Raw genomic sequence first — 25,177 nt, forward strand, 5'->3', positions numbered from 1 at the left:
TGGTGCCCGACAATAAAGGGCACCGCGCGCTTGCGCGCCCGTACGATTTCTTGTTTCACGACCGCAGACTTCCCAGACGATGAACAGCCTTCGCCGCATGCTCGATGTCCTCGATCTCTTTCGGCCCGACCAGCCGGTCATCGACGTCGAGATCATCTGCAACCAGCTCGGCTACACGCCCGCCAGCGCCTACCGCTACCTGCGCGAGCTCGGCGATGCCGGCCTCCTGGTGCGCCTGCCACGCGGCTATGCGCTGGGGCCGCGCATCATCGCGCTGGAGCACCAGATGACCGACTACGACCCGGTCCTGGTGCGCAGCCGCGACCTGGTCGAGAAGCTGGTGGCGGAGACGGGCCTGGATGCCGTGATCAGCGAGTGGTACGGCGACTCGGTGGTCAACGTGCTGATCCGCCGCGGCCCCGACCCCGGGCCTGTGGGCGGAGGCCGCGGCCGCCCCATCGACCTGTTCCACAGTGCGACCTCGCGCGTGGTGCTGGCCTACCTGCTGCCGCGGCAGATCCGCCGTGTCTTCGATGCCCATGCCAGCACGCCCGAGGGGCAGCAGCAGGGGCTGGAGTGGAAGTCCTTCTCCAAGGGCCTGCTGGCGATCCGCAAGCAGGGCTACTGCATCAGCGAAAGCGAGCTTCACCCAGGCCGCACGGGCGTCGCCGCGCCGATCTTCGACGAGAAGCAGCGCGTGCTCGGCAGCATGACGCTGGTGGGACGCAACGAGCGCTTCCGGGCCTTCCAGGAAAGCTACCTGTGCACGCTGATCACCACCGCCGCGTCGGAGCTCACGGCCCGCATCGCCCAGCAGTAGGCGAGGCGGCCGTGCCGTGCGCGTCACGGCCGGTTCAGAGCGAGGCCAGCGCCTCGCCAAAGACATCCAGCGCGCGGTGCAGCAGCCGCTTCGAGATGGTCAGCGACGGCATCACGCGCATCACGTTGCCATAGCGCCCGCAGGGCACCATCAGCACGCCGTGGCCGAGCACGTATTCCATGATCTGGCCGACCTTCTGCGGCGCCAGCGGCTCCTTGGTGGCCTTGTCCTCGACGAGCTCGATGCCGATCATCAAGCCCTTGCCGCGCACCTCGCCCACATAGGGGCTCTGGAAGCCGCGCACCCGTTCCTGGACTTCCTGGCCCAGCAGCTCCGCGCGCGGCATCAGCCCCAGCGCGGGGTCGTGCAGGATCTCGAGGTTGGCGAGGGCCACCGCAGCAGACAGCGAGTTCGCAGCGAAGGTGTTGGGGACCGAGCCGTCGGGAATGCGCGCGGCCAGCTCGCTGCGCATGGCGATGCCGGCCATGGGCACGTCACCGCCGATGCCCTTGCCGAAGGTCAGCATGTCGGGTTTCACACCCGTGTGCTCCACCGCCCACATGCGGCCCGTGCGGCCGGCGCCGCACTGCACCTCGTCCACGATCAGCAGCGTGCCGCTGCGGTCGCAGGCCTTGCGCAGCAACTGCAGGAACTCGGGTGAAGGCGGGACGTACCCGCCTTCACCCTGCACCGGCTCCACGATCACGGCGGCCACGTCGTCGGCGGCCGTGTAGGGCGTGTTCAGCAGGTAGTCGACGTATTCGCCGGCGATCTGCTCGGCCGATTTGTGGGTGGTGTCGAACGGGAAGCGATAGGCGTACGGGTAGGGCGCATGGATCACGCCGCCCATGAACGGTCCGTAGCCCTTGCGGTAGGCCGTGCCCGTGGTCAGTGCGTTCGACGCATGCCACACGCCGTGATAGCCGCCGTGGAAGGCGATGATCTGGTGGCGGCCCGTCACGCGCCGCGCGAACTTCACAGCCGCTTCGAGCGCATCGCTTCCGCTCTGCGCGAAAAATGTGATGCAGTCGTTGCGCAGGCCTTCGGGCATCAGGGCCGACAGGCGTGCGGCCAGCTCGGTGCGGCGGGTGCTGTTGACCTCCATCGCATGCATGAGCTGCTGCGACTGCTCGACGATCGCTTTCTGCACCTTCGGATGGCAGCGGCCCACGCTGCTCACGCCGACGCCGGCCGACAGGTCGATGAAGGTGCTGCCGTCCGGGTCCTTGAAGGTGGCGCCGAAGGCGCGGTCCATGACGACCGGCATGCGGCCGCCGCCGCGCGCCATGGATTCGGTGCGAGCCGACAGCGCCAGGGCTTCGGCCGCGCGCGGTCCGGGATAGGGGCCCGCGGCCATCTTGGGTGCGTCGGGGAAATGCAGGTTTTCGAGAAGGGATTCGATGTCGTTCACAACATACCTCGGTGAGTCTCTGGGTGCTTGAGTGCAGGCGCGTTCAGCACGCCAGCCGCAGTCATGGTTCCATTGATCACCGCAGTCCGTTAGCCCGAATCGGCAAGTCCGCTGCCCTGGCGGTCGACCGAAACGCGGCGCGAGCGACGACCCGCGGTTAGACAATGACTTCAGGGTAGGCGCGTTTCGCACGGCACCTCACGCCGCGTCGCGCATCGGCGAGCGTTAGTCGTCGTCGCAGTCGTCGTCGTGCCTGTGGTGGTAGTAGGGGTCAGAGTCACGGTCGATGTGCAGGGCGACGGACGGCGGCTGATAGACCGCCGGCGGAGCAACAACGACCTGCGGTGGGGCCGCATACACGGGCGCCGGTATCACATAGCTCGGCGCGGCTTCGTAGACCACCGCCGGCGGTCGAGGCACCACGACCATATTCGGAGAACTGATGCCGATGGACCAGCTCACGCCGGCGGTCGCGCACCCCGCTGCCAGCAGCAAGAGCGCAGCCAGTGCGAATGGACATAGTTTTTTGTGTAGAGGGCTCTTCATGAAAGCTCCTTGCATTGAAGTTCTTGATGTGTGATGGAATGGCCTGCCCTGCGCTTGCGGCAACAGCGACGACATGCGGCTCTCGGGGCACTGGAAATGAGTGATGCGCAATGGTGCCGATGCTTCATTGAAGATCGGTGCGCACGGCATCAAGGATTGGTCAAGCGGATTTCTTTCAGGAGGCCCCAAGCGCGACGTGGCGCGCCAGGCAGGCGAATCCCGCGCTCCTCCTTCCAGGGAAGAAACGCTTAACAGCCGATCGCTCTGCGAAGCCCTTGATCGCGGGGCAGGCTGATCCGGATCTCCAGCCCGCCTCCAGGCCGCACAGCAGCTTTGGCCTCACCGCCATGGGCCTTGCAGATCGCCTGCACGACGGAAAGTCCCAGGCCGGTACCGCCGGCGTAGCGGGAGCGTGATCGTTCGCTGCGCCAGAAGCGTTCGAAGAAGCGCGAAACGTCGTCCACCGAAGCGCTCTTGCCTCGATCCCGCACGATCAGTTCGAGGGTGGAGGCATCTGCGCGGCAGTCGATCTCCACCAGGCCGCCATCGCTCGCATAGCGCACCGCGTTGTCGATCAGCGCCGAAAGGACCTGGCCCAGCCTTCCCCTGTCGGCGCGCGCGGTCTCCTTGGTGTCCACATGGTTGGCCGCCGTCATGCCGCGTTTCTGAAGGGAGGGCAGCGCCCATGAGAGGCGCTCATCGACGAATCCGTGCAGGTTGAACTCCGTCATTTCCAGCTGCAGGCGGCCACCCTGAGCCAATGACAGAACCTGGAGGTCGCCGATGATGCGGTTGATCTGTCCCAGTTGATCGAGCACGGTCCGGATTTGCTTCTCATCGAGCGGGAAAACCTCGTCGACGATGCCCTGCAGCCGCCCCATTGCGGCAGTGAGCGGCGTGCGAAGCTCGTGGGCGATCGCGGCGCTGGAGTCCTGCAATTCGCGATCGTAGGCCTCCAGACGCTCGGCCATCGCGTTGAAGTGATTGGCCAGCCGCTGGAGTTCGGCCGGTGCGGAGTCGAGCACCGGTGCGCGGGCGGAGAAACGCCCCATCGAAACCGATTCCGCTGCCGTCGCGACGTCCGAGACGGGCTCGACGATGCGGCGCGCCAGGAGCAATCCGAACCCCGCCACGAAGGGTGTGATGGAAAGGCTCAGCAGCATCTGGATGAGCAAGTCGTCCGAATCCGACGGCATTGCGAAGCGGTCGCCGTACTGGGTATAGAGCTCGACCAGGCGCTTCGAGGCCTCCTCGCTCTTGGGCGCGCTCTCGAGGTGCCTGATCTCCTCGGCGACGCCGGGCGGCAGCTGGGCCTCGTTCTTCGATTCCCAGTAGCCGTAGCGAACCCACATGCCCGCCTGCACGGCCGCCGCCGCGGCAATCGCCAGCGCGATCATCCGCCACGTGAGCCACGCCCACAGCGAACGGCGCGATGGCTTCATCTGGAATCGCCAAGGCGATAGCCGACGCCCCGCACAGCCGTCGGGGTGCCTTGGACGCCTTGTTCTTCCAGCTTTCGCCGCAGGTTGTGCACATGCGTGTCGACCACCCGCTCGAGCGCATCGCTCTCGGGCAGGCATGCCTCCAGCAATTCAAGGCGGCTGAAGGCCTTGCGCGGATTGCGCATCAAGGTCGCTAGGAGCTTGAACTCGGTGATGGTCAGGTCGAGAGCCTCGGGCTTGTCCGCGACACGTGCCATCACGGCGTCAAGATCGAGCTGCAGCGGACCCCACGCGAGGTGAGACTGGGCGCTCTGTTGAGAGCTGTTCCGGACGCGCTTCAGGATGACCTGCACGCGCGCGACCACCTCCTTGGGGTTGAAGGGCTTCACGACATAGTCGTCCGCACCGTAGCGAAGCGCGCCCAGCTTCTCCACTTCTCCGTCCACGGCCGTGACCATGATGACGGGTACATCGCCGGTCCTGCGAATGGCGCCGAGGATCTCGTTCCCATTGACCCGCGGGAGCATGTAGTCGAGGAGCACGAGGTCCGGCTGCCATTGCCGGAACATCTGCATGGCTTCGCCGCCATCGCTGCAAATGGACGTGAGGTAGCCGTCTCGCTGCAGATAGGCAGCCAGCACCTCGGCGATCTGGGAATCGTCTTCGACAATCAGGATGCGCTCGTTAGCCATGGAAATCATGCTTCTTTCTGAAGGGGGCATCACATTGATTTGCGATGGGGTTGCAGATGCGCAAGAGCGGAATCTTTCCACGGGGAGCATGCGGGGCAGCACCTTCGCGAGCAACCCCGACATTATCCGACGCGCTCCTGAGCGCACAGTGACGCGGGGGCGCGACCTCCTGCGTCCTGGCTGCTCCAGAAGAGACATCGGTGGCTCGGCCAGGTTGCAAAGAGGTATGGGGTGGCCCATGAAGCCAGGCGCCAGATCGATGAGACCGAAACGCGCATGAGTGGGACGGCAACGCAAGCACCGTGCACAGCGAACAGGGATGCAGTCGATTGTCAGCTGCGTCTGTCAACCGTCGAACCACCATTTGTCAAGATCTGATCAAGACCCGCCCTCGCCGCAACTGCGCAGGCTCGGCCGAAGCGAATCACATCCGAATCCGTGCATGGACAGCCTCTTGAAAGAAACCACATGAACACTCGATCGCAAGTCCATCGCGCCACGACAGCATCGGCTTGTGTCGTCATCAAGGGCAAGTCATGGGTTTTCAGTTCGAGCCGTCGCGTTCTCGTGCCTTGCGCCGGCACCCGGCTGTTGAAAGGCGGACAACCGAATTTGCAATGTGGCCGATGCGCCGGCTCCGGTTTCCCAGGCGGCGCAAAGTGTTCTCCACGCCGGACTCCGCAGACGCGCGCAGAACGCATAGCTCGACCATCTCGGCATGGGTGTCTGCCAGGGCCGACAAGTTGCTCCTGGTGGTGGTGCTCGCTGCGGTGGCTGTGTGGTTGTTCTACTGGTTCGGTCCGTGAGCTGCTGCGCACGCGTGCGACGGCGCCGGCAGTACATCCAGCTCGAAGCCGCCGAAATCTGCCTCCAGCGAGCAGATGAAGCTCCCGCCAAAGACTGTGCGTCGATCCACGATCTTCACGCCGTCGCCGCCCGCAGAACCGACATGGGCGCGATGCGGATGCCCAGTTCTCGCAGAAGGAGGGGAAGATGAGGGTCGGACCACACAGCGAACTCGACGCAGCGCCCACGACTGATGACGTCGCCCGCCGCCGAACTCCCAGGGTGGCACATCAGCAGATCTCCGCTGCGAGCCTGCCTCAGCCATCGCCGCAACAAGGAGCCATACCCGGTTTCAGTGGCATCGAAACCGTACGCGCCCAGCAAACGGCGATTCGCGCCGAATCCCAGCGAGCGGGCACGACGGCGGAAATGCTCCGCGCCCACCAGCCGATCTATGAGCCATGCCTTGCGTTCATCGGCGCTTCGAAAAGATCCGGCCAGCGAGGTAGCCGGCGCGGCGCTCACGCGCACCCACGGCAACGCGCTGCCGTATCGCCTGAGCAGCACATCGAGCACGACATCCCGTATCACCGGCAGGTGATGCACATGTTCGTGGCTGTCCACATGGGCGGGGGCCCGGAACATCTCTTCCTCGAATGCGTCGAGCTGGCGCAACAGGGCTTCGCGCACATGGCGCTTTGGCAGCAGCCGAAGATGCGTGGCCGCGATCAAGGTCTGCACAGATCCCAACGCGGGCGCTCCGCGGAACGACTGCGTGAGGTTGAAATGCAGGCCGACGTCGATCCGTCGGTTGTCCAGGCGTCGTGCCCGCGCTGCGCCGTCTTCCCACGCCGGCGCCTGGGTCATCGCGCTCAGCGCACTCACGCGGCGCATCTCCGACAGGTGCAGTGCGGCTGCGTTGACACCGGTATTCAGGCCGAAATCGTCCACGCAAACTGCGATGGTGCGTTCCGGGCATGAGGGCAGCCCATTGGTGAAGACCTGGACCTGCTGGGCACATGGCCTGGATGTGACTGTCGGGTTGGCGGCGCCGGCCGGGATGTTGCGAACTTGCGCAGCGAAGCATGTGGATTGCCTGTTCATCTGCGTCATTCCCTCAACGCCCTGCTTCCGGCCTGCCGGCCTTCGACACGAGTCCGGGGACTCGCACGGTGGGGCTTTCCCGCGGATCGACGCCACCGTCGGGGCCGGCGCCTCTCAGCCCGGCGCCCAGGGATCTGCGAACCAGGTACAACGGGCGTCCCTTCACTTCATCGAAGACCCGCGCCAAGTACTCTCCGATCACTCCGAGCGACACCAGCTGCACCCCCGCCAGCAGGAACATGGCGACGACGATCGTGGTCCAGCCCGACACTTCATTGCCCCACAGCATGTACGACAAGCACAGCATGCCGCCGTAGCCGAACGCGGCGATGGCGAGCAGCCCACCAAGCACGCTGGCCGCGCGCAGGGGCCAGCTGGTGAACATGGTGATCCCGGTCAGCGACAGGCTGCAAAGTGCCTGCAGGCTGTAGTGGCTGCGGCCGTGGGGCCTCGGAGGCGGCACGTAGGCCATCTGCTCCACGTGGAAACCGACCCACGCGAACAACCCCTTCATGAAGCGGCTGCGTTCCGGAAGCGCGCGCAACGCGTCGGCCACCGCGCGGTCCAGCAGCCGGAAGTCGCCTGCGTCGGCGGGTACCCGAAAGCGCCGGTCACAGTCGAGAAGCTTGTAGAAGATCCGTGTTCCCACGCGCTTGACCCAGCGCTCTGAATCGCGATTCGCGCGCCTCGCGCAGACCATGTCTGCGCCCTGGGTCCAGCGGGCGATCATCTCGGAAATCAGTTCGGGCGGGTGCTGGCCGTCTCCGTCCATCAGGAGGACCAGATCACCGCGCGCCGCGTCCAGGCCCGCACTGAGCGCGGCTTCCTTGCCGAAGTTGCGCGAGAGCTCCAGCAGCCGAACGCCCTGGTCTTGCCAACGCAGCGCCGACTCGCAGGTGGTGTCGGTACTTCCATCGTCGACGACGATCACTTCCCAATCCCGCTTCAGTGTGACCAGTACCGTGATCAGGCGCGGCAGCAGCAGTTCGAGGTTCCTGGCTTCGTTTCGGCAGGGAATGACGCAGCTGATGGAAGCGCGTTGGTCTCTTTGCATGGGTTGTGTCGCTTGCGCCGGCGCCAGAGGTGCATCGTGCGCCGGCCGCTCGGCCGACGTGAAGTCATCGAGGTGCAAGCGCATGTGGGCATCAAGCAGGGCCTTACGGGTGAGCGGGTCAATTTGCTGCATGCGCGCTCCATGTGCAGGAGATGGACGGCGAGCGAGGGACGACCGTTCGCCAGTACAGGCCGGGGAATTTTTCGCCTGCTGGGCGATATCCGGGGTTTGATGCCGTCTTGCTCAGTTCCAGGACGCCGCACTCGTCGGCCAGGTCTTTTTTCACCCAGGGGCTAATGTCGAAGCGGCCATCGATCAGTACAAGGGGCCGCTCACCGAGCTGAAGCGCCAGCGCGCCTGCTTCGGCGGGAGGTCCCGCAATCACGCGGACCGGTCCGCCAAGTTGGGCGCGTGCTGCCGGCGCCACCGCGTCGGCCAGGGCTTTCGCATCGAAATTCCGCCAGTGATGACGCTGCAGCCGAAACTCTCCGTTGGCAGAAATCATCTGTCCCCAGGCAAGCAGCACGAGTTGGACGAGAAGGAAGCTTTTGAGGGCCGATTTCAATGAGACCCGGTACCAGGCTTCTTTCCAGCGACCCAGTTCCATGAAGGCCGGAACGGCGAGCAGCAGGAACGGAGCGCCCCAATGCAACTGCAGGTCCGCCCCCACCGCCAGGCCCAGCACGAAAGTGAAGACCAGCGGCGTGAGCCCGAAGCACAGCAGGAGCCTCCGGCTCATTACCGCATCGCCGGGTTGTGGCTCATGCGGCGCGCTCGACGGCGCGTGGGCATCCGTGCGTGCGCGGGCCGCGAACATGAGCAGCGACAGAAGAAAGAGCCACGCAGGCAGCGCCCGGTTCAGTAGCTGATCGGACAGCCAGCGTACGCAGACGCCCAGCCTCCGCATCCCATGGAGATCGAGGCCCAGCGACGACTCCATCGCATAGCGGATGGGCCCGAGGTCGTGCGTCCAGAGCCAGTACAGATGCGGAGCCATCACGGCCAGGGAAACGACGGCGGCCAGTGCAAGGCCTCGCCGATGATCCGCATCCCGCCAGCCTCCCTGCCACGCCCAGAACACCGCCACGGCCACGGCCATCACAGCGATGTGATATTTAGCGAGCCCCCCGACGCCGAGACAGACCCCCAGCCACAGCCACCAGCGTCGCTGCCTCGATACGAATGCTCTCCAGGTGAGAGCAGCGCTTGCCACCGCGAACGGGATCAGCACCACTTCGTGGTTGTAGTAGTAGAGACGACCGTTGTAGTAAGTGATGCACAGGGCCGCGAGCAGCGCCACCGTGGCATGCACGCAACCGCGAAGGGCCGAGAGAAGCCGCCAGAAGAGGCCCATTGCGACCAGCACGAAGGTCGCGCCGAGCACATAGGTGACAGCTCCCGACAAACCCATCAACTGCACGGGAAGCCAAAGCACCCACGTGGGCAGCGGAGGATGCTTGTAGTAGCCCCACTCAAGGCTGCGCACCCAGGTGAGCTGCTCGATGTTGTCCGTGGGCGGCACGAGACTCGATTGCGCAAGATGCGGCAACCAGATGGCGGCAAACAGGGCAAGCAGCGCGATGACCCAGGCTCCGCTAGACCGGCGAGGCGAGGTACCGCACGACTCCGCTGACCGCGGTGACTGCCGGATCCGAACGGGCCGCGATACGGGGCCGCTGGGTACGGCCTCGGCGGGGTCGACCACTGTCGATGTAGAAGGGACGGAATTGAAATCTGCAAGCGGAGAGTGCATTCGAAGGCGCGCGAGCCCAGGTGAGTTTCAGGGTGGACGGTGACGAAATGCTCTCTTCGCACGATGCAGAAGCATTGGGGGTTTCATCAACGTTCAATCAAGGCGAATGGAACTGCCTCGAGGGCGTGGCCGAGCGCAGCAGCTCTCGACCAGATCTGGATCGTGCGCCGGCGCGTTCTCGATGCGCTCTCACAAGAATCCCTTCCAGTTCCCTCAATGGGACGGATTCCTCGTTGCCGCACGGATGGTCGCTTCTCGCGGCCCGGCACAGGGCCATGAAACCAACCTTGAAAGCGATGCATTGAAGACAGCTCGGAAATGGGCACTCGCGGTCGGCACCGTCGTCTTTGCCAGTGCCGCCGCGGTCGTGCTTGTGGAAATGAATGCAGGCTCGCCCGATCTGGCCACCGCGCCGGTGGAGCGCGGCACTCTGACCAAGGACGTACGGGCTGTAGGCCGGGTCCGTCCCAAGGAGTTGGTCGCTGTCGGCGCACAGGTGTCGGGTCGGGTCGAACGCCTGCACGTGAGCCTGGGGCAGCGAGTAGGCAAGGGACAGTTGATTGCCGAGGTCGATGCTCAGCCTCAGCAGATCGCGCTGCGCAGTGCCGAGGCGGCAGTCGACGCGCTGCGTGCGCAGCTCAACGCGCGGCGCGTGGCAATGGCGCAGGCCCGAGTGCTGCTGCGCCGCCAGCAGACGCTGGCGGTGGCCGAGGCGACCGCGCAGGCCGATCTGGAGGCGGCGCAGGCGGCGGTGGATACGCAGCGTGCCGACATCGACTCGCTGCAGGCCCAGGTCGTGCAGGCGCGCACGCAGGTCGACACGGCGCGCACGCAGCTCGGCTACACGCGCATCGTGGCGCCGATGGATGGCGTCGTGGTGGCGGTTGTCACCCGGCAGGGGCAGACGCTCAATGCCTTCCAGAGCACGCCCACCATCGTCATGCTGGCGAAGCTGGACGTGATGACCGTGCGCGCGGAAATCTCGGAGGCCGACGTGAACTTGGTGGCGGTGGGCATGGCGGCGAGCTTCGTCGTGCCGGGCAGCCGCACCGATCGCTATCAGGCACGCATTGCCCTGATAGAGCCGGCTCCCGATTCCATCGCCAACGAGGCTGCGGCGGCTGGAAGCGCCTCGTCCACAGCCGCCGCGGCCAAGGCTGTCTACTACAACGCCCTGTTCGACGTGCCCAACGAGCACGGCATGCTGCGGCCCTCCATGACGGTCCAGGTCTCCGTGCATGTGAAGACGGTCGAGAACGCATTGCTCATTCCCGCCGTGGCGCTGGGACCGGGTGCGCAGGCCGGACACGGAACGGTGCGCGTGCTGCAACCCGACGGGGACGTAACCGAGCGCCAGGTGCAGACCGGCCTGCGCACACCGCTGCAGGTGCAGGTACTCGGCGGCCTGGCCATCGGGGAGCGCGTCGTGGTCGGCGAACCGGTCGCGGCCGATGCCGCAGTGTCTCAAGGACCGGCCCTATGGTAAGCACGTCCAGGGCATTGCTGGAAACACGCGGCCTGCGCCGCGAGTTCGTGGCAGGGGAGGGCACTCTCACCGTGCTGGACGGCATCGACCTGCGGATCGACGCGGGTGAGATGGTGGCCATCGTGGGTGCCTCGGGCTCCGGCAAGTCGACCCTCATGAACATCCTCGGCGCACTGGATCGGCCGACTTCGGGCAGCTACCGCGTGGCCGGCCAGGAGGTCGCGGATCTGGACGCGGATGGACTGGCGAAGCTGCGGCGAGAGCACTTCGGCTTTGTCTTCCAGCGCTACCAACTACTGGGGGAGTTGACTGCGCTGGACAATGCGGTACTACCCGCCATCTACGCGGGTTGCGATGCGCAGCAGCGCCAGGCCCGTGCGCGGCTGCTCCTGGAGCGCCTGGGCCTGGGCGAGCGTGCAGACCATCGGCCCAACCAGCTCTCGGGTGGGCAGCAACAACGGGTCTCGATCGCGCGCGCGCTGATGAACGGCGGCAGCGTGATATTGGCCGACGAGCCGACAGGTGCCCTGGACACCTCCAGCGGTGAGGAAGTGCTTCGCCTGCTCGCCGAACTGAATGGGCAGGGGCACACGGTGATCATCGTCACGCACGATGCCCAGGTGGCCCGCCGCGCGTCGCGCGTGATCGAGATCAGCGACGGCCGCATCGTCTCCGATCGCCGCAGTGAGGCCGCGACGGTGCCGGGCGCGGCTGAGTTGCCGGCGCCGCCGGAAGGCGAGAGCCGACATGAAGGCAGAGCCGCGCCTGCACGCTTGGCGCAGACGCTGAGCATGGCGACTTTCGCCCTGCGTGCGCACCGGCTGCGCGCGCTGCTGACGATGCTGGGTATCGTCATCGGCATTGCAGCGCTCGTGTGCGTGGTTGCGCTGGGGCGCGGCGCGCAGGAGCAAGTCATGGCCCAGATCCGCGAACTGGGCACCAACACGCTGGAGATCTTTCCCGGCCGCGACTTCGGCGACCTCAGAGCGAGTGCGATCGAGAACCTGTCGGTGGCCGACGCTGAGGCGCTGGCGCAGCAGTTCTACGTGGACAGTGCCTCGCCCAACATCTCGGTGTCGGTGACGGCACTGCGCGACTCCGCGGCGGCATCGGCCCAGGTCAACGGCGTGGGGGCGGGACTGTTCCGCGTGCGCGGCCTTTCATTGGCCGCGGGCCGCTTCTTCGACGCCCGCGATCAAGAAGCGCGCGCACAGGTGGCCGTGATCGATCAACGCGCGGCCACGGCGCTCTTCGGTAGCTCATCGCCCTTGGGGCAGACCGTGCTTCTCGGCGAGATGCCGGTGCAGGTGGTCGGCGTGCTGCGCCCGATGCAGAGCAGCTTCGCGTCGAGCACGCCGGGCTTCTTCGTGCCCTACACGACGGTGGCGACCCGACTCGCGGGAAGGCAATTCCTCGAAAGCATCACCTTGCGCATCAAGGACGAAATCTCCAGCCGTGCAGCGCAAGGCGCCGTCGCTTCGGTGCTGCGCGACCGCCACGGCAGCCAGGACTTCTTCATCATGAATTCGGACCAGGTCCGGCAGGCCGCCACGCGCACCAGTCGCACCCTGGCCCTGCTGATCTCCGGCGTGGCGACCCTGTCGCTGATGGTGGGCGGAATCGGCGTGATGAACATCATGTTGGTTTCGGTGACCGAGCGCACGCGAGAAATCGGCGTGCGAATGGCCGTGGGCGCGCGGCGCGCCGACATCGTGGCTCAGTTCCTCATGGAAGCCGTGCTGATCTGCCTGATCGGCGGCGCAGCCGGCGTGTTGCTGGCCTTCGGCCTGGGCGCGCTCATCGCTTTGCTGATGCCGCAGTTGCCGATGTCCTTTTCCGCGCTCTCGGTGGTACTGGCCGTGGTCAGCTCCTGTCTGGTCGGCGTGGCTTTCGGTTACCTGCCCGCAAGAAACGCCGCACGGCTCGAGCCGGTGCAGGCCCTCGCGAGGGATTGACATGACGCGATCCCTACCTTCCGCTCCTCTTCGCCCGGGGGCGTCCTTGCCCCGAGCCGTGTTCGCCACGCTGCTGGCCTGCGCGGCGGTGGGATGCGCCACGCTTGAGCCCCCCAGGCCGATGCCAGTGCTGCCACCCGCGTATACCCATGCCGAGACCGGGCCCGCGGCCCGTGCTGGCGACAGGGGGCTGGCCTGGTGGCGCGCGGGCGAACTGCCCGTGCTCGACACCTGGATAAACGCCGCCCTTGCACGCAATGCCGACCTTGCCATGGCGGGCGTCCGGTTGCGCCGCGCGATGCTGGAGGCCCGCCTCGCGGGCACCCAGTTGACGCCGACGGTGTCGGGCGCCTTGAACACCAGCGTCGCGCGAGGGCTGGGCAGCGCACAACCAGATCCAGGCTCCAGCAGCACCGGGCAGATCGCGGTGAGCTGGGAGCTCGATCTTTTCGGGCGTCTTGGTGCGCTGCGGGACGCCGCCGGCTTCGAGGCGCAGGCGAGCAAGCAGGACAGGCAGGCCGTGCGGCAGGTGCTGGTCGCCAGCGTCATCGACCTGTATTTCCAGCTCGCCTACGCCAACGACCGCGTGGCGATGGCCGAAGCCAGCGAACGCGACGCCCAACGCATTGTGGCCCTTGTCCAGGCCCGCTTCCAGGCGGGGGCCGAAGGTCGGCTGGCCCTGCACGAGGCGCTGCAAGTGCGCGAGGAACGCACCGCCGACCTGGCGGCCCAGCGCCAGGCAGCCGTGGTGCTACGCGAGCGCGTGCGCGTGCTGCTCGATGGCGCTTCCGTACCGCAACCCGAGCCCCGGGCATTGCCTGAGGTCGCCTTGCCGCCGGTCCAGCCAGGCCTTCCGGCCCATCTTCTCGGCCGCAGGCCCGACCTGCGCGCTGCCCAGTGGCGCCTTCAGGCCGCGGGCGCTCGCACTGACGCCGCAGCGGCCAGCTACTACCCTGGCATCGCACTTACCGGTGCGCTGGGCAGTTCCAGCAAAGCCCTCCTCGACGTACTTGCCAATCCGGTCGCCACCTTTGGTGTCGGCATGACGTTGCCCTTTCTGCGGGCGCGCATGCTGGGTATCGAGCTGGACATCGCACGGACTCGCTACGAAGAGGCCGCAATCGGTTTTCGCAAAGCGCTGTACACCGCACTCGGCGAAGTGGAGCAGGCGCTCTCCGCCCGCACTCGACTCGCCGAGCAGGACGTGGCGTTACGCAGGGCGCAGCTCCAGGCGGCAGAAGCGGCGCGGATCTACGAGGCCCGCTTCCGGGTCGGGCTGCTGCCATTGAGAAGCTGGCTGGATGCGCAGGAACGTCTGCGTGCGGCAGAGGTCGCCCATGCCGCCACGCGACTTGCCCAACTGCAAAACCGGATCCTGCTTTGTCAGGTGTTGGGAGACGGGTGAAGTTGCCGCTTCTGGAGGAAAGCTTTTCGGCTGCTGTCACGCTCTTTTTCTGCACGAGACCGGCGTTCGTCGGCACGGCAGAATGCGGGCCTGGACGGGGCAAGAACTTGATGAAACTGCATCGTGCAAAACGCGATCGAGCCCACACATGACAGGGAGTTGCTTTCAATGCTGACGCAGACGCTGCAAGACGGAGTTGATTCATTCAAGGTGTCGGTGCAGGAAGCGGCCGCCGGCGCTCCCGTGGTTCTTTTCGCGGTGGGCACGGGCGGCCAGCCAGAGCGTCACGCGACTCTCCTCGGTGCCTTGGCCGGTTCTGGCTGCAAGATCGTGGCGCCGCATTTCGAGCGGCTTGCTTCGACCACCCCGAGCGAGGACGAACTGACTCTCCGCGCAAGGCGTCTTTCCCTCGCACTCGACGCATTCACTGAGCCATCGGCGAAGGTGGTGGGAGTGGGGCATTCGATTGGCGCGGCCACCCTCGTTGCCATGGCGGGAGCTCAAATGTGGTTAGCGCCAGGTCGACGCGTCTTTATTGCACCGGACGGTCGCTTGACTCGTCTGGCTCTCTTGGCTCCCCCTACCGGATTCTTCCGCGCGCCCGCAGCGCTTGATGCGGTGCGAGTTCCAGTCCTGACGTGGGTGGGTTCGGCGGACAGCATCACTCCGCCAGTCCAAACCGAATGGATGGCGAGTGCCATGCGCGCTTCGATTGCCGTGGACGTCCGCGTCACGGAAGGAGCAGGTCACTTTTCATTCATGGACATTCCCCCGCCGCATACCACGGAGCCACTGCCCGACAAGAATGCGTTTCTCCAGGCGTATTCGCGCGAGATTTGCAAGTTCGTGATCGGCTGAAGCGCGGAAAAAAAGCGCGCGGCAACTTTGGTGCGAGGGAACAATGGTCGCCACGGGGCGGCCATCTCGGTCGTGGAACCTGATATCTGGAGTGACCCCCGTCTTCTGCAGCTTGTGATTCGAATCACACTTCGGAGTCGATAGAGGTCCGCAGCCGCTGCTTTACTTCCTCACCTCCGTCATATTTCGCCCAAGCGGGCGTGAATGCAATATCGTTCGGGCTTTACCCGCGAATGAAAGTTGCGTGATGTTCCGTGCCGACTTTCATCCAGGCAAATCAACCATATCTCGGCGCGACAATGACCCCGATGCGTCAGTGCTGGGTCAGATGGCGTCCAACAGACAGCGCATCATCGTGTGGTCCACGTTCGGCGTTGTGGCCACGCTCGCGGTGCTATGCGCATTTCTGATTGCCGACGAACAACGCACGATACGCGCGGCCGCGGCGGCCGTCATCTCCAAACCGCTGGAGCGGGTTGCCGAAGTCAATGCGGCGTTCGCGGAACTGCGCGCCCTGGATGCCCAACCATGCTCCGCGACGCATCTTGAAGCACTGCGGTCCATCGCCTTTCGATCCGCGATCATTCGCGACGTCGTCTACCAGGGCGATAATGCCGGCCCGCGGTGCAACGGCAACATTGGCGCCGCCGCTTCCAGCCTTCCTTCCGACAGTCCCGATTTCACGACCGAGACAGGTCGCCGGATATGGCGCAATGTCGACCTGCCGCTCTCGCCCGGCGTCAAATCCACCCTCGTCAAGGAAGGCGCCTACGAGCTCCTCGTCGCGCCGGAGAAACAGCCGGCGACGGTGGAGGATGGCCGCTACGCGTTGAGTGTTGTCTTGTTGAACAGCGCAACCGGCACGATGCTCGTCGTGCGTGGCGCAGATCCAGGCATCGCGCAACCGTTGTTCATCTCGGGCTCCACGTACTGGCTTCGGGGTGACATCATTTCAGTCGCGTGCCTGCCTGGGCAGGTCACCTGCTATGTGCTGAAGGCGCGCGGGTTGGCTGTCCTGATGAGCAACCTGATGCTGCTCATCTTCACAGGAATTCTTGCCGGCATCGGTGTGGCGCTCGGCATCGCATCCTGGTCCGCTCGCGGATACAGAATGCGCACCATCGACGCGCTGCTGCGCGAGGCGGTTGCCAAGAAGGAGCTGTTCATGCACTACCAGCCGATCGTGGACAACCGGACCGGCGAGACGGTGTCTGCCGAGGCGTTGATGCGATGGACCCTGAAGAGCGGGGAAAGCGTCCCACCTGCGGTGTTCATCCCCATCGCCGAAGCGAATGACCTGATCGGAAAGTTGACTCTGCTGGCGCTCCAGCGGGTCTCCGAGGACTTCGGCGATTTCCTTCGCACCCACAAGAACTTCAAGATCAGCGTGAACGTCGTTCCCGCGGACATGATGGACAGCAGCTTCCATCAGTCGCTGCAGCATCACTTTGTAGAAGCCGGCATCGCGCCGACGCAATTGGCCTTTGAACTCACAGAGCGGACTTCCGCAAGGCTCGAATCCGCAGTGACCGTGATGCTGGAGCTGGGCGGTCGGGGCCACGAAATCTACATCGATGATTTCGGCACGGGATACGCCAACCTGTCCTACCTCAGCGACCTGAAGGTCGACAAGATCAAGCTGGACAAGAAATTCACCGACACCGTGGGCACGGGCACGTTGAGGGAGCGAATCGTCCCATCCGTGATTGAGCTGGCCAGAGAACTGGGTGTGGAAATCATCGTCGAGGGCGTCGAAAGCAACGCACAGGTCGAGTACTTCCGAGACCGCGGCGTGCACCTGATGCAGGGCTGGTTTTACGGCCGCCCGCTGGCTGCGGAGGCGCTTATTCGCACGCTGGAGGCCGCCCAGGCGCATAGCAATGCTTCGCCATGGGCTGGACAATTCAGAAGATTCGCCGAGGTGTGTTGTGGAGAGGAATCTTGAAGACAATCAGGGCAGCGCTTGTTGATCGAGACCCGAGTCGCAGACATCAACTGAGTTCGCTTCTTCGGCGGATCGGTCCCTCCGTGCATGAGTTTCAGGATCCCAACGAATTCCTGGAGCGGCTCGCGGAAAATCACGAGTTCGATGTGCTGGTGATGACTGTCAAGCGCCATTCGGAGTGGCTCGGCGTCTCGGGCATTTGTAGGGCAAAGGATGTTCCGGTCCTCCTCTGCCTGGATGAAATGCAATGGCGATCGCTCCCGCGCAACGCCGATTTCTTCGGGGCCAGCGTCATCGGCATCGCGAGGTTGAGCGGGGAAGAGCTTGAATGGAGGATTGAAGCACTCCTGCACCGGTCCGGTTTTCGTGCAGTGCGCAGCGATGCCGAGCGGGAAGTCAGTTGGGGCGACTATCGCTTTGTGATGGACGGCCGCCATGTGGTGATTCACAAGAACCTTGAAATTCAGCTTCAACCGCTTCAGTTCGACCTGGCCATGGCTCTCTTCGGCAACATCGGCCACGTGGTGTCGCGGGAACTGCTCATGGGCTCGTTGTGGAATGGTTCCACGCAAAGCAGCCGCTCCCGGGCGCTGGATGTATGTGTCGCGAGGTTGCGAACCCGCCTGGCCTTGCGCAAGGAAAACGGATTCTTGCTGGTACCGGTTTACGGACGTGGCTACCAGCTGCTGGCCGCCGCGTCCGCGGATGCGGTTTCCGCCGAGGCCGGTCCGCAGGCTCTTGTGCATGGAAACGCAGTCGCGGAATCCGACGCCCCGGTCATGCAAGCAGTGAATGGCGGCTCCTAGGGGGCGTTTGCCGCTGCGGGTGCCGGCGGCTCCTGGCGGTGTACAGTTGGCCCCGGCCGCCACTTGCGCAGTTCTTCGAGGTTGCGCCTGGCGGCGAGCCCGACCGAACCCCGTCTCCAGCAGGCTTGAGCGGCGGGCATGCGGTAACGGCAGGAAACGCCACCGCGGACCGCGTGCGGATCGGGTAGCGTCCGGGGTGTTCCACCGGTTGGCGAACTTGCGCGGCGATTCCTGGTCTGCCAAGCACCCCCGAATCGCCACATCCGCCAGAATCGCCGTTCAGCTCCTACACGCACATGCAATTCAAGACTCCTTCCGTCCTCCCGCTCGCCTTCGCAATCGCCACGGGCGCCCTGATTTCCGCCGCACCCGCTTTCGCGGCCTCCCATGCCGCCAAGCCTGCAGCCCAGAAGAAGCCCGCTGCCACCGCGCCCGCCGCCGCACCGGCGGCCGGTCAAACGGCCGTTGCCGGCGGCCCGCCGGCGCTGCCGGCCAAGGCGTGGTTGCTGATGGACTTCGATTCCGGCGAGGTGCTGGCCTCGGCCAACCCCGACGAGCCGCTGCCGCCGGCGTCGCTGACCAAGATGATGACCAGCTTCCTGGTCGAACAGGCACTCCGGTCCGGCAAGCTCAAGAAGGACGATCTGGTGTCGGTCAGCCAGAACGCCTGGTGCCGCGGCTCGAGCACCGAGTCCTGCATGTACCTGCCGCTGAACAGCCAGGCCACCGTGATCGACATCCTGCGCGGCATCATCGTGCAGTCTGGCAATGACGCGTCCAAGGCGATCGCCGAGCACATGGCCGGCACCGAGGAGGGCTTTGCCAAACTCATGAATGCGGAAGCCCAGCGCCTGGGCATGACGCACACGCATTTCGTGAACTCCACGGGCCTGCCCGATCCCGATCACAAGTCGTCCGCGCGCGACCTTGCGATCCTGGCGCGCGCGATCATCCGCGACAGCTCGGAGTACTACCCGATCTACGCGGAGCGCGAGTTCAAGTACAACGGCATCAAGCAGGGCAACCGCAATGCGCTGCTCTATACCGACCCCACGGTCGACGGCCTGAAGACCGGGCACACCCAGGAGGCGGGCTACTGCCTCGTGACTTCCTCCAAGCGCAATGGCATGCGCCTGATCACCGTGATCCTCAACACCAACAGCGCGCAGGCACGTGCCGACGAAACCCGCGCGCTGCTCGGATGGGGATACGGCAACTTCGAGAAGGCCACCCCCATCCAGCCCAACGCCGTGGTCACGACGACCAACGTCCGCTTCGGCAAGGCCGATACGGTTGCCGCGGGGCTAGGAGCACCCTGGACGGTGACGGTGCCGCGCGGCCAGAAAGTGAACACCTCCGTGCAGATCAACCCGAAGCTGGAGGCACCGGTGGCCAAGGGCGCGGTGATCGGCAAGGTCGTCGCGGAGTCGAACGGCAAGGCGGTGGGCGAGGCGCCGCTGGTCGCGCAGGCCGACGTGGAGCGCGCGGGCTTCATGTTGCGCACGTGGCAGCGTGTGGCCGGGTTATTCGGCAAGTGACGTTCGGATGCTGCGTGCCGTCGAACTGGGCACGCACCGCATCCGCTGCGCCAAAGCGCGGCTACGGTATTCAGCGTTTCGGTGAAGGCTGGTCCGCTGAAGCAGGCTCCTGGCCGAGCTGTTCTGCGAGCCCGACGATGATGCCCTCGGGCCCGCGAACATAGGCGAGCCGGTACGACTCCTCGTACTGCATCCGGCCGATGAGTCCCGCGCCTTGGGCTTGCATCCGCGCAACGACACCGTCGAGGTCATCGACGGCAAACATGATGCGGCGCAGACCCAGCGCGTTCACCGGTGCGTCCACCGGCCCGAACCTGACCGCGGCTGGCGTGTGGAACTTGTCCAGCTCGATGCGCTGGCCGTCCGGCGTCCGCAGCATCGCGAGCGTGGCTCGGACGTCTCCGAGCCCTATGAGGCTCCCGACAGCGGGCCCTTCGACCGTTGTCTGGCCCTCGAATTCGAGTCCCAGTTCGACAAAGAACGCCTTCACCGCTTCGAGATCGTCGACGACGATCAGGATGTTGTCCATTCGCTTAATTGACATGTCCTTCGGCTCCTCGTTGATATCAGGCCGAGCAGCAGATCAGCTCCGGGCCGGCCGCTTTGCTGCCTCGCTGCGCGCCAGCCACAAGCCGCTCGCAATGATCAATGCGCCGCCGCCCAGCGTCCATGCGTCGGGCGCGGCCTGCCAGAACAGCCAGTCCAGCATCAACCCCCAGGCGAGGGCGCTGTATTCGAAGGGCGCGATGGCGGCGGCCTGGCCGTGGCGGAAGGCCTCGGCGATGGCCAGCTGGCCCAGGAAGCCGCTGATGGCCAGACCCGCCAGCACCCACGCGTGCCCGGCCTGGATGGGCACCCATTGCGGTGCGGACAAAAGGCTGCCGCCCACGGTCATGCCTGCCGTGGCCCAGAAGACCAGCGCGGCGCTCGACTCGGTACGGCTAACGAGCCGGCCCAGCATGTTCGACAGCGCATAGCAGACGGCGGCCACCAGCACCGCCAGGGCGCCCGTCGAGAGAAACGCGCCCTGCTCGGGGCGCAGCGCGATCACGACACCGACGAAGCCCAGCCCGATGGCGGTCCAGTGCCGCGGCTGCACCGACTCGCCCAGCATCGGCACGGCGATGAGCACCATCAGCAGCGGAGCGATGAAGGTGAGCGTGTAGGCCTCGGCCAGGCCCAGCGTCTTCAGCCCGTGGACGAAGAGCACGAGCATCGCCATGTTCAGCACGGTGCGCAGCAGGTGCAGGCGCCAACGCAGCCGGCGGTTGAAGACGCCGGCCGCCTCGCGCCGCCACGCGATGTACAGGCACACCAGGGGCAGGGCCGTGAGACCGCGCAGCGCCATCACCTGCACTGGCGGGTAGTGGCCGGCGAGGTTCTTCAGCAGCGCGTCCATGCAGGCAAAGAAGGCGCAAGCCAGCAGCATCGCGGCGATGCCGCGCAGGGTTCCGGTCGGGTACATGGTCGGGTTGTCGTGCGGCAGCGGTGTCAGACCCGCAGGTCCAGCCCTTTCCACGCCTCGAACACCTCCATTTGCTTTTGCAGCCAATCCACGGGCACCGAGTTCGTTCCCCAGTGGTTGAGCCGCCCGGCCGCCTCGCCAAGGTTCCACAGGTGGCGAAGCTGCATAAACAGCGGCAATGCCGCCAGGTCGCGGTCGCTGACTTCGCCGCCGCCCGCGCGGTATCCGCGCAGGTAGTGCATCCAGCGCTCGCGCAGCACGTCGTCCGGTGCCTTGAGGTTCTTGCGAAACAGATACGACCAGGGCAGCACGCACAGGTCGTAGGCCAGGAAGCCCGGGCCGGCATCGTCGAAATCGAAGAACACCGTCCTGCGGATGCCGTCCGCGTCGGTGTTCACATGGTTGTTGAAGCCGTGCGTGTCGCCGTGGCAGACGACGCGCGTCAGCCCGGGCTCGACCTCGGCCAGTTCTTCAAGCAGGCGCTGCACCAGGAGGCGGTAAGCCTGCAGCAGCTGCGCGCCGATCTCCGGATACACCTGCAGGTAGCCCAGGGTCCGCCCGGCCAGGTGGTGGCCGTCCAGCGTGTAGCGGCTGGGTGGCCCGGCGTAGTCGCGTGCCGCCCCGTGGATGCGGGCCAGCATGCACCCGGTCAGCTCGATTTCTTCCAGCGTCTCGGGGATCGCGCCTTCGGCATTCCGGAACAGGGCCAGCGCACGCGGTCCTTCGGGGAACTGCAGCGGTACGCAGGCGCGCCCGTCCGCCGCCGGCACGGCTGCGGCAACCTCGACCCCTTTGGACTGCAGGTGTGCCAGCAGCGCAATTTCGAAATGCGCATTGAAGCCGCCGCGCGGGCGGATCGAGTACAGGCGCGCCACGTAACGGATGCCGTCCGCCGAAAGCAGCGCGTAGTTGTCATTCAGGCCGCGGCGAATCAGGTGGCACTGCTGCACCGGGATGCCGTGGTGGTGCGAGACCCAGTGTGCGACGGACGATGGGGCCGCGGTCGTGTGAGTAGGAACGAGAGCGGGGTCGTGGGGGCAGGCATCGTGCATGAGCCATTTTCCGCCAAGGGCACGCTCGCCCGGGCGGCGGATCCGGACGAGGCGCTAGCCGGCATGCTGCTTGAGCACGCGCGGGTCGGTCGGAGGCGCCTGCCACAGCTGCACCAGATAGCGGTCCTGCCCCTGCAGCCCATCCTCCGACAGGGAATTCAGGCCTGAACACGACAGCCTCACCCGGTAGGTGCCGGGCTCGATGTCGAACCGGGCCGCGTCCGGAAGATAGTCCGTGCAGCCCGCCACGACCAATGGGCCGGTCTCCATCACCAGCGAACCTTCGGCCACATGATCGAACGGGGCGAGGTCACCCGCAGGCTCCGCGTCCAGGAACTCGAGCGTCACCGGCACACGCATGTTGCGGACGGTGCCAAGGCCGACCATGCCCGATGAGGTGGCGAGCATGCGCTCCACGGCCGGGTCATCCCAGGCATCCGACAGATCGCCCTGCGCCGTCTCGTCCTGCAGGTAGAACTGAAAGTAGTCCGCGAAGATTTCGAGCTGGTGGGATTGCATGCTGTTGTTCCGGAGTTGAGGGCGCGAAGTGCGTCTGCCTGACTGCACCGGAAGCGTACGCCACAACCGGGGGCTGCGGCCGTCCACGGGCATCGCGCCGAAGTGCCGCAGTTGGCTCAGGCTTTGTCCGACTTGCCCGCCGCATTGGCGAACTTGCTGAGCAGGCGGTCGCCCATCCGCGGACGGGCGTCCCGGTCTTCCGCCGCTTCCTTGCGGCGGATCGCGTCGCGCACGACGATGGAGCCGATGTAGCGGATCGGCTCCGGCGGAAACAGCCCGAGCGGTCCCCGCAACAGCGGGCTCCGCGTCCAGGCGTTGTCCTCGTCCAGCAGCAGCGACGACAGGATCTGCCCGCCCATGTAGGTGGGCCCTACGCCGTTGCCTGAATAGCCGAAGCCGTAGTAGATGTGCGGCGTGCCATTGAGCCTGCCGAAGAAAGGAAAGCCGGTCACCGAACGGTCCGAGGGGCCGTTCCAGCTGGCGGTCACGGGCACCTGGCGCAGCGAGGGAAAGAAGTCGCCCAGCGCGCGCGTCAGGTCGGCCTCGTAAGGCGAGCGCTGGTCGAACACCGGCGCGATGCGCCCGCCCCAGGCGAAGGTGTTGCCGCCCTTGCCCAGCATCAGCCGCCCATCGACGGTGGTGCGGTAGTAGTAGACGAAGGTGCGCGAGTCGAGCACCGACACACCGTCGACGAGGCCGGTCGCGCGAAGCAGGTCGGGGCATTTCTCGGTGATGACCATGTCGCTCGAGACGATGGCGATGCTGCGTTCGAAGCAGGGCAGGGCACTGGCCATCCAGGCATTCATCGCGAGCACCAGCTTCGGCGCTTCGATGCTGCCGGCAGGTGTGCGCACCGTGACCGGATGGCCCTGCGTGAAGTCGACCATCGGGCTGCGCTCGTAGATGCGGATGCCCATGCGCAGCGCCACGCGGCGCAGCCCGCGCACCAGCTTTCCCGGATGCACGGTCGCCGCGATGGGCGAGAACACGCCGGCGAGGTTGCGTGCGGAGCCCGAGCGGCGCGCCACCTCTTCCGGCGGCAGGTGGTGGTAGGAGTGGATGCCGCAGTCCTCCAGCCCCTTCATCACCGGGTCGAGCGCGCCGACCTGGGCCTGCGAGGTGGCGGTGTAGAGCGTGCCGTCCTGCCGCAACTCGGCATCGATGCCCTGTGCGCGGCAGAAGTCCGCGATGTGCTGCACCGCGGCTTCCGAGGCCCTCACGAGGCGGATCGCCTCGGCTTCGCCGAACAGCAGGCGCAGCGTGAAGAACTTGGCCGACCAGGTGAGCAGGCAGCCACCGTTGCGGCCGCTGGCGCCCGAGCCGCAGAGGTCGCTCTCGACGATCGCGATGTCCAGTGCGGGGTTGCGCTGCTTTGCCTGGATGGCGGTCCACAGGCCCGTGAAGCCGCCGCCGACGATGCACACGTCGGCGCGCTGCATGCCCTGCAGCGCGGGGGCGAGATCACCGTCGTTGAAAAGGGCCTGTTCGATTCAGAAGGGGCGCATGTCGGCCTCGCAGGTTGTCAGGGCTTGCGCCGCATTTCGTAGGAAAACTCGGACTCGCGCTCGACGACGAACCCGAAGCGCTCGTAGAGCGACTTCGCGGGATTCACCTTCAGCACGCTGAGCGTGAGGTCGACGCCGGCGCTTGAGGCCTGGTCGACGACCTCCGCCAGCAGCCCGGTGCCGATGCCGCCACCCTGGCAGACGGGCGCCAGCTGGATCTGGATGACGACCCACTCATGCGGATCGCGCGACACCTTGAGCAGGCCGACCGGCATCCCCTCGTGCAGCAGGACCTCGGCGTACTCGAAGCGATGCATCAGCCGCGCCATGTGATGCGCGTCGCTGACCTCGGCACCGGAAGCAATGACGTGGCCGTTCATCGTCTGCTGCCGCAGCGCGAGCAAAAAGGGAATGTCCTGCGTCGTGGCCCGGCGCCTGGTCAGGGCGACCGTTGGCGCCGCGCTCATGCCTGTGCCGCGGCAACGTGTTTGGACGCGATCGCCAGGTGACCCGCGTAGTACGCCAGGTCTGGTGTCCTCGCATCGGCGCACTTGGCCTGGTCGTCCCAGCGCCGGAGGCGGACCGCATCCATTGCATGCGGCAGGGCCTCGAAAGCGCTGGCTTGCGCCGAGTCGAACACGCCGCCCTGCAACTGCAGGCTGCGTTTCGAATCGGGCGACAGCGCTTCGAGGTAGCCGGGCTCCCTGGCGCAGAGGAAGCGCTTGGCATCCACATGCAGGCGGATCGGCTCCAGCGTGGCCGGGCCGAACAACGCGCGAAGAAATGGCAGGCAGCGGTACTGGTGCAGGTCGTCCAGTCCCTGCTGCGTCGGCGTGCCGCCGAAGTCGTGCAGCAGATGCCCCAGGTCATGCAGCAGCGAGGCAGCGATCAGCTCGCTGCCGGCGCCCGCCTGCTCAGCCAGGTGCGCCGACTGCAGCGCATGCTCCAGTTGCGTGACCGGCTCGCCGTCGTACTGCGCGCCGCCCTTGCTTTCGAACAGGCCGACGATGTCGGGAATGCTCAGGCTCATCGTGG

General features: G+C 65.9%; 22 protein-coding genes. 8 read left to right on the plus strand and 14 right to left on the minus strand.

Annotation, left to right across the window (positions count from 1 at the left end; all coding sequences use genetic code 11):
• The first annotated feature begins 79 nt into the window (after nucleotides 1-79).
• On the plus strand, nucleotides 80-820 hold the full coding sequence (locus C4F17_RS29260; protein WP_106937971.1) for an IclR family transcriptional regulator: 741 nt from the start codon (nucleotides 80-82) through the stop codon (nucleotides 818-820).
• 34 nt (nucleotides 821-854) lie between these two features.
• Here the strand turns inward: C4F17_RS29260 and C4F17_RS29265 are convergent, their stop codons facing one another.
• From C4F17_RS29265 to C4F17_RS29300, 7 genes are all read right to left on the minus strand, one after another.
• Nucleotides 855-2,231, minus strand: coding sequence for an aspartate aminotransferase family protein (locus C4F17_RS29265; RefSeq protein WP_234383133.1), 1,377 nt, complete (start codon nucleotides 2,229-2,231; stop codon nucleotides 855-857).
• Nucleotides 2,232-2,456: 225 nt separating this feature from the next.
• The gene (locus C4F17_RS29270; RefSeq protein WP_159053769.1) at nucleotides 2,457-2,654 is read right to left on the minus strand and encodes a hypothetical protein; all 198 of its coding nucleotides are present in this window, start codon (nucleotides 2,652-2,654) and stop codon (nucleotides 2,457-2,459) included.
• Nucleotides 2,655-3,025: 371 nt separating this feature from the next.
• Complete coding sequence (locus C4F17_RS29275; RefSeq protein WP_106937973.1) at nucleotides 3,026-4,219, minus strand: sensor histidine kinase; 1,194 nt, start codon at nucleotides 4,217-4,219, stop codon at nucleotides 3,026-3,028.
• Nucleotides 4,216-4,911, minus strand: a complete 696-nt coding sequence (locus C4F17_RS29280) for a response regulator (protein ID WP_106938500.1) — start codon at nucleotides 4,909-4,911, stop codon at nucleotides 4,216-4,218. Before C4F17_RS29280 ends, C4F17_RS29275 begins: the two co-directional genes overlap by 4 nt.
• Before the next feature lie 921 nt (nucleotides 4,912-5,832).
• A complete protein-coding gene (locus C4F17_RS29290; protein WP_106937975.1) occupies nucleotides 5,833-6,810 on the minus strand; it encodes a ChbG/HpnK family deacetylase in 978 nt (325 codons plus the stop codon).
• 4 nt (nucleotides 6,811-6,814) lie between these two features.
• On the minus strand, nucleotides 6,815-7,987 hold the full coding sequence (locus C4F17_RS29295) for a glycosyltransferase family 2 protein (protein ID WP_234383142.1): 1,173 nt from the start codon (nucleotides 7,985-7,987) through the stop codon (nucleotides 6,815-6,817).
• A complete protein-coding gene (locus C4F17_RS29300) occupies nucleotides 7,974-9,377 on the minus strand; it encodes a glycosyltransferase family 39 protein (RefSeq protein WP_325003251.1) in 1,404 nt (467 codons plus the stop codon). The genes C4F17_RS29295 and C4F17_RS29300 overlap by 14 nt, the downstream gene beginning before the upstream one ends.
• A gap of 532 nt (nucleotides 9,378-9,909) precedes the next feature.
• Between C4F17_RS29300 and C4F17_RS29305 the strand changes: the two genes are divergently transcribed.
• The 7 genes from C4F17_RS29305 to C4F17_RS29335 all read left to right on the plus strand — a co-directional run bounded on the left by C4F17_RS29305 (nucleotide 9,910) and on the right by C4F17_RS29335 (nucleotide 19,601).
• Nucleotides 9,910-11,094 carry an efflux RND transporter periplasmic adaptor subunit gene (locus C4F17_RS29305; RefSeq protein ID WP_199852021.1) on the plus strand — a complete coding sequence of 395 codons (1,185 nt, stop codon included), beginning with the start codon at nucleotides 9,910-9,912 and terminating at the stop codon, nucleotides 11,092-11,094.
• Nucleotides 11,088-13,049 carry a MacB family efflux pump subunit gene (locus C4F17_RS29310; protein ID WP_106937978.1) on the plus strand — a complete coding sequence of 654 codons (1,962 nt, stop codon included), beginning with the start codon at nucleotides 11,088-11,090 and terminating at the stop codon, nucleotides 13,047-13,049. Before C4F17_RS29305 ends, C4F17_RS29310 begins: the two co-directional genes overlap by 7 nt.
• Nucleotides 13,050-13,107: 58 nt before the next feature.
• Nucleotides 13,108-14,454 carry an efflux transporter outer membrane subunit gene (locus C4F17_RS29315; protein WP_234383144.1) on the plus strand — a complete coding sequence of 449 codons (1,347 nt, stop codon included), beginning with the start codon at nucleotides 13,108-13,110 and terminating at the stop codon, nucleotides 14,452-14,454.
• Nucleotides 14,455-14,577: 123 nt separating this feature from the next.
• Nucleotides 14,578-15,312, plus strand: a complete 735-nt coding sequence (locus tag C4F17_RS29320; RefSeq protein ID WP_159053770.1) for an alpha/beta hydrolase family protein — start codon at nucleotides 14,578-14,580, stop codon at nucleotides 15,310-15,312.
• 247 nt (nucleotides 15,313-15,559) lie between these two features.
• A complete protein-coding gene (locus C4F17_RS29325; RefSeq protein WP_106937981.1) occupies nucleotides 15,560-17,257 on the plus strand; it encodes an EAL domain-containing protein in 1,698 nt (565 codons plus the stop codon).
• Nucleotides 17,258-17,340: 83 nt separating this feature from the next.
• Nucleotides 17,341-18,063, plus strand: coding sequence for a winged helix-turn-helix domain-containing protein (locus C4F17_RS29330; RefSeq protein WP_159053771.1), 723 nt, complete (start codon nucleotides 17,341-17,343; stop codon nucleotides 18,061-18,063).
• Nucleotides 18,064-18,359: 296 nt separating this feature from the next.
• Complete coding sequence (locus tag C4F17_RS29335; RefSeq protein ID WP_081269193.1) at nucleotides 18,360-19,601, plus strand: D-alanyl-D-alanine carboxypeptidase family protein; 1,242 nt, start codon at nucleotides 18,360-18,362, stop codon at nucleotides 19,599-19,601.
• Nucleotides 19,602-19,671: 70 nt separating this feature from the next.
• On the opposite strand, the gene C4F17_RS29340 is transcribed toward C4F17_RS29335, so the two are convergent.
• The 7 genes from C4F17_RS29340 to C4F17_RS29370 form a co-directional block, all read right to left on the minus strand.
• Nucleotides 19,672-20,145 (minus strand): VOC family protein, encoded by a 474-nt coding sequence (locus C4F17_RS29340; protein WP_106937983.1) that lies wholly within the window; start codon nucleotides 20,143-20,145, stop codon nucleotides 19,672-19,674.
• A 39-nt stretch (nucleotides 20,146-20,184) separates the two neighbouring features.
• A complete protein-coding gene (locus tag C4F17_RS29345) occupies nucleotides 20,185-21,066 on the minus strand; it encodes a DMT family transporter (protein WP_106937984.1) in 882 nt (293 codons plus the stop codon).
• A 26-nt stretch (nucleotides 21,067-21,092) separates the two neighbouring features.
• A complete protein-coding gene (locus tag C4F17_RS29350; RefSeq protein WP_106937985.1) occupies nucleotides 21,093-22,118 on the minus strand; it encodes a phosphotransferase enzyme family protein in 1,026 nt (341 codons plus the stop codon).
• A gap of 54 nt (nucleotides 22,119-22,172) precedes the next feature.
• Entirely contained in the window at nucleotides 22,173-22,637 is a 465-nt protein-coding gene (locus C4F17_RS29355; protein ID WP_106937986.1) for a hypothetical protein, read from the minus strand.
• 116 nt (nucleotides 22,638-22,753) lie between these two features.
• Nucleotides 22,754-24,127, minus strand: coding sequence for an FAD-dependent oxidoreductase (locus tag C4F17_RS29360; protein WP_234383181.1), 1,374 nt, complete (start codon nucleotides 24,125-24,127; stop codon nucleotides 22,754-22,756).
• Between the two features lie 32 nt (nucleotides 24,128-24,159).
• Nucleotides 24,160-24,609, minus strand: coding sequence for a GNAT family N-acetyltransferase (locus C4F17_RS29365; protein ID WP_106937987.1), 450 nt, complete (start codon nucleotides 24,607-24,609; stop codon nucleotides 24,160-24,162).
• Nucleotides 24,606-25,172: a phosphonate degradation HD-domain oxygenase gene (locus C4F17_RS29370; RefSeq protein ID WP_106937988.1), complete on the minus strand. Its 567-nt coding sequence runs from the start codon at nucleotides 25,170-25,172 to the stop codon at nucleotides 24,606-24,608. Before C4F17_RS29370 ends, C4F17_RS29365 begins: the two co-directional genes overlap by 4 nt.
• Between the last annotated feature and the right edge of the window lie 5 nt (nucleotides 25,173-25,177).

The sequence above is a fragment of the Variovorax sp. PMC12 genome (assembly GCF_003019815.1).
Lineage (GTDB): Bacteria > Pseudomonadota > Gammaproteobacteria > Burkholderiales > Burkholderiaceae_C > Variovorax.

What these genes read in the sequence shown, in the direction of transcription:
- C4F17_RS29370 (WP_106937988.1), bottom strand. Translation starts at nt 25,172, where the DNA reads ATGAGCCTGAGCATTCCCGACATCGTCGGCCTGTTCGAAAGCAAGGGC.
- C4F17_RS29275 (WP_106937973.1), bottom strand. Translation starts at nt 4,219, where the DNA reads ATGAAGCCATCGCGCCGTTCGCTGTGGGCGTGGCTCACGTGGCGGATG.
- C4F17_RS29365 (WP_106937987.1), bottom strand. Translation starts at nt 24,609, where the DNA reads ATGAGCGCGGCGCCAACGGTCGCCCTGACCAGGCGCCGGGCCACGACG.
- C4F17_RS29295 (WP_234383142.1), bottom strand. Translation starts at nt 7,987, where the DNA reads ATGCAGCAAATTGACCCGCTCACCCGTAAGGCCCTGCTTGATGCCCAC.
- C4F17_RS29350 (WP_106937985.1), bottom strand. Translation starts at nt 22,118, where the DNA reads ATGCACGATGCCTGCCCCCACGACCCCGCTCTCGTTCCTACTCACACG.
- C4F17_RS29335 (WP_081269193.1), top strand. Translation starts at nt 18,360, where the DNA reads ATGCAATTCAAGACTCCTTCCGTCCTCCCGCTCGCCTTCGCAATCGCC.
- C4F17_RS29260 (WP_106937971.1), top strand. Translation starts at nt 80, where the DNA reads ATGAACAGCCTTCGCCGCATGCTCGATGTCCTCGATCTCTTTCGGCCC.
- C4F17_RS29310 (WP_106937978.1), top strand. Translation starts at nt 11,088, where the DNA reads ATGGTAAGCACGTCCAGGGCATTGCTGGAAACACGCGGCCTGCGCCGC.
- C4F17_RS29340 (WP_106937983.1), bottom strand. Translation starts at nt 20,145, where the DNA reads ATGTCAATTAAGCGAATGGACAACATCCTGATCGTCGTCGACGATCTC.
- C4F17_RS29325 (WP_106937981.1), top strand. Translation starts at nt 15,560, where the DNA reads ATGTTCCGTGCCGACTTTCATCCAGGCAAATCAACCATATCTCGGCGC.
- C4F17_RS29345 (WP_106937984.1), bottom strand. Translation starts at nt 21,066, where the DNA reads ATGTACCCGACCGGAACCCTGCGCGGCATCGCCGCGATGCTGCTGGCT.
- C4F17_RS29280 (WP_106938500.1), bottom strand. Translation starts at nt 4,911, where the DNA reads ATGGCTAACGAGCGCATCCTGATTGTCGAAGACGATTCCCAGATCGCC.
- C4F17_RS29290 (WP_106937975.1), bottom strand. Translation starts at nt 6,810, where the DNA reads ATGACGCAGATGAACAGGCAATCCACATGCTTCGCTGCGCAAGTTCGC.
- C4F17_RS29355 (WP_106937986.1), bottom strand. Translation starts at nt 22,637, where the DNA reads ATGCAATCCCACCAGCTCGAAATCTTCGCGGACTACTTTCAGTTCTAC.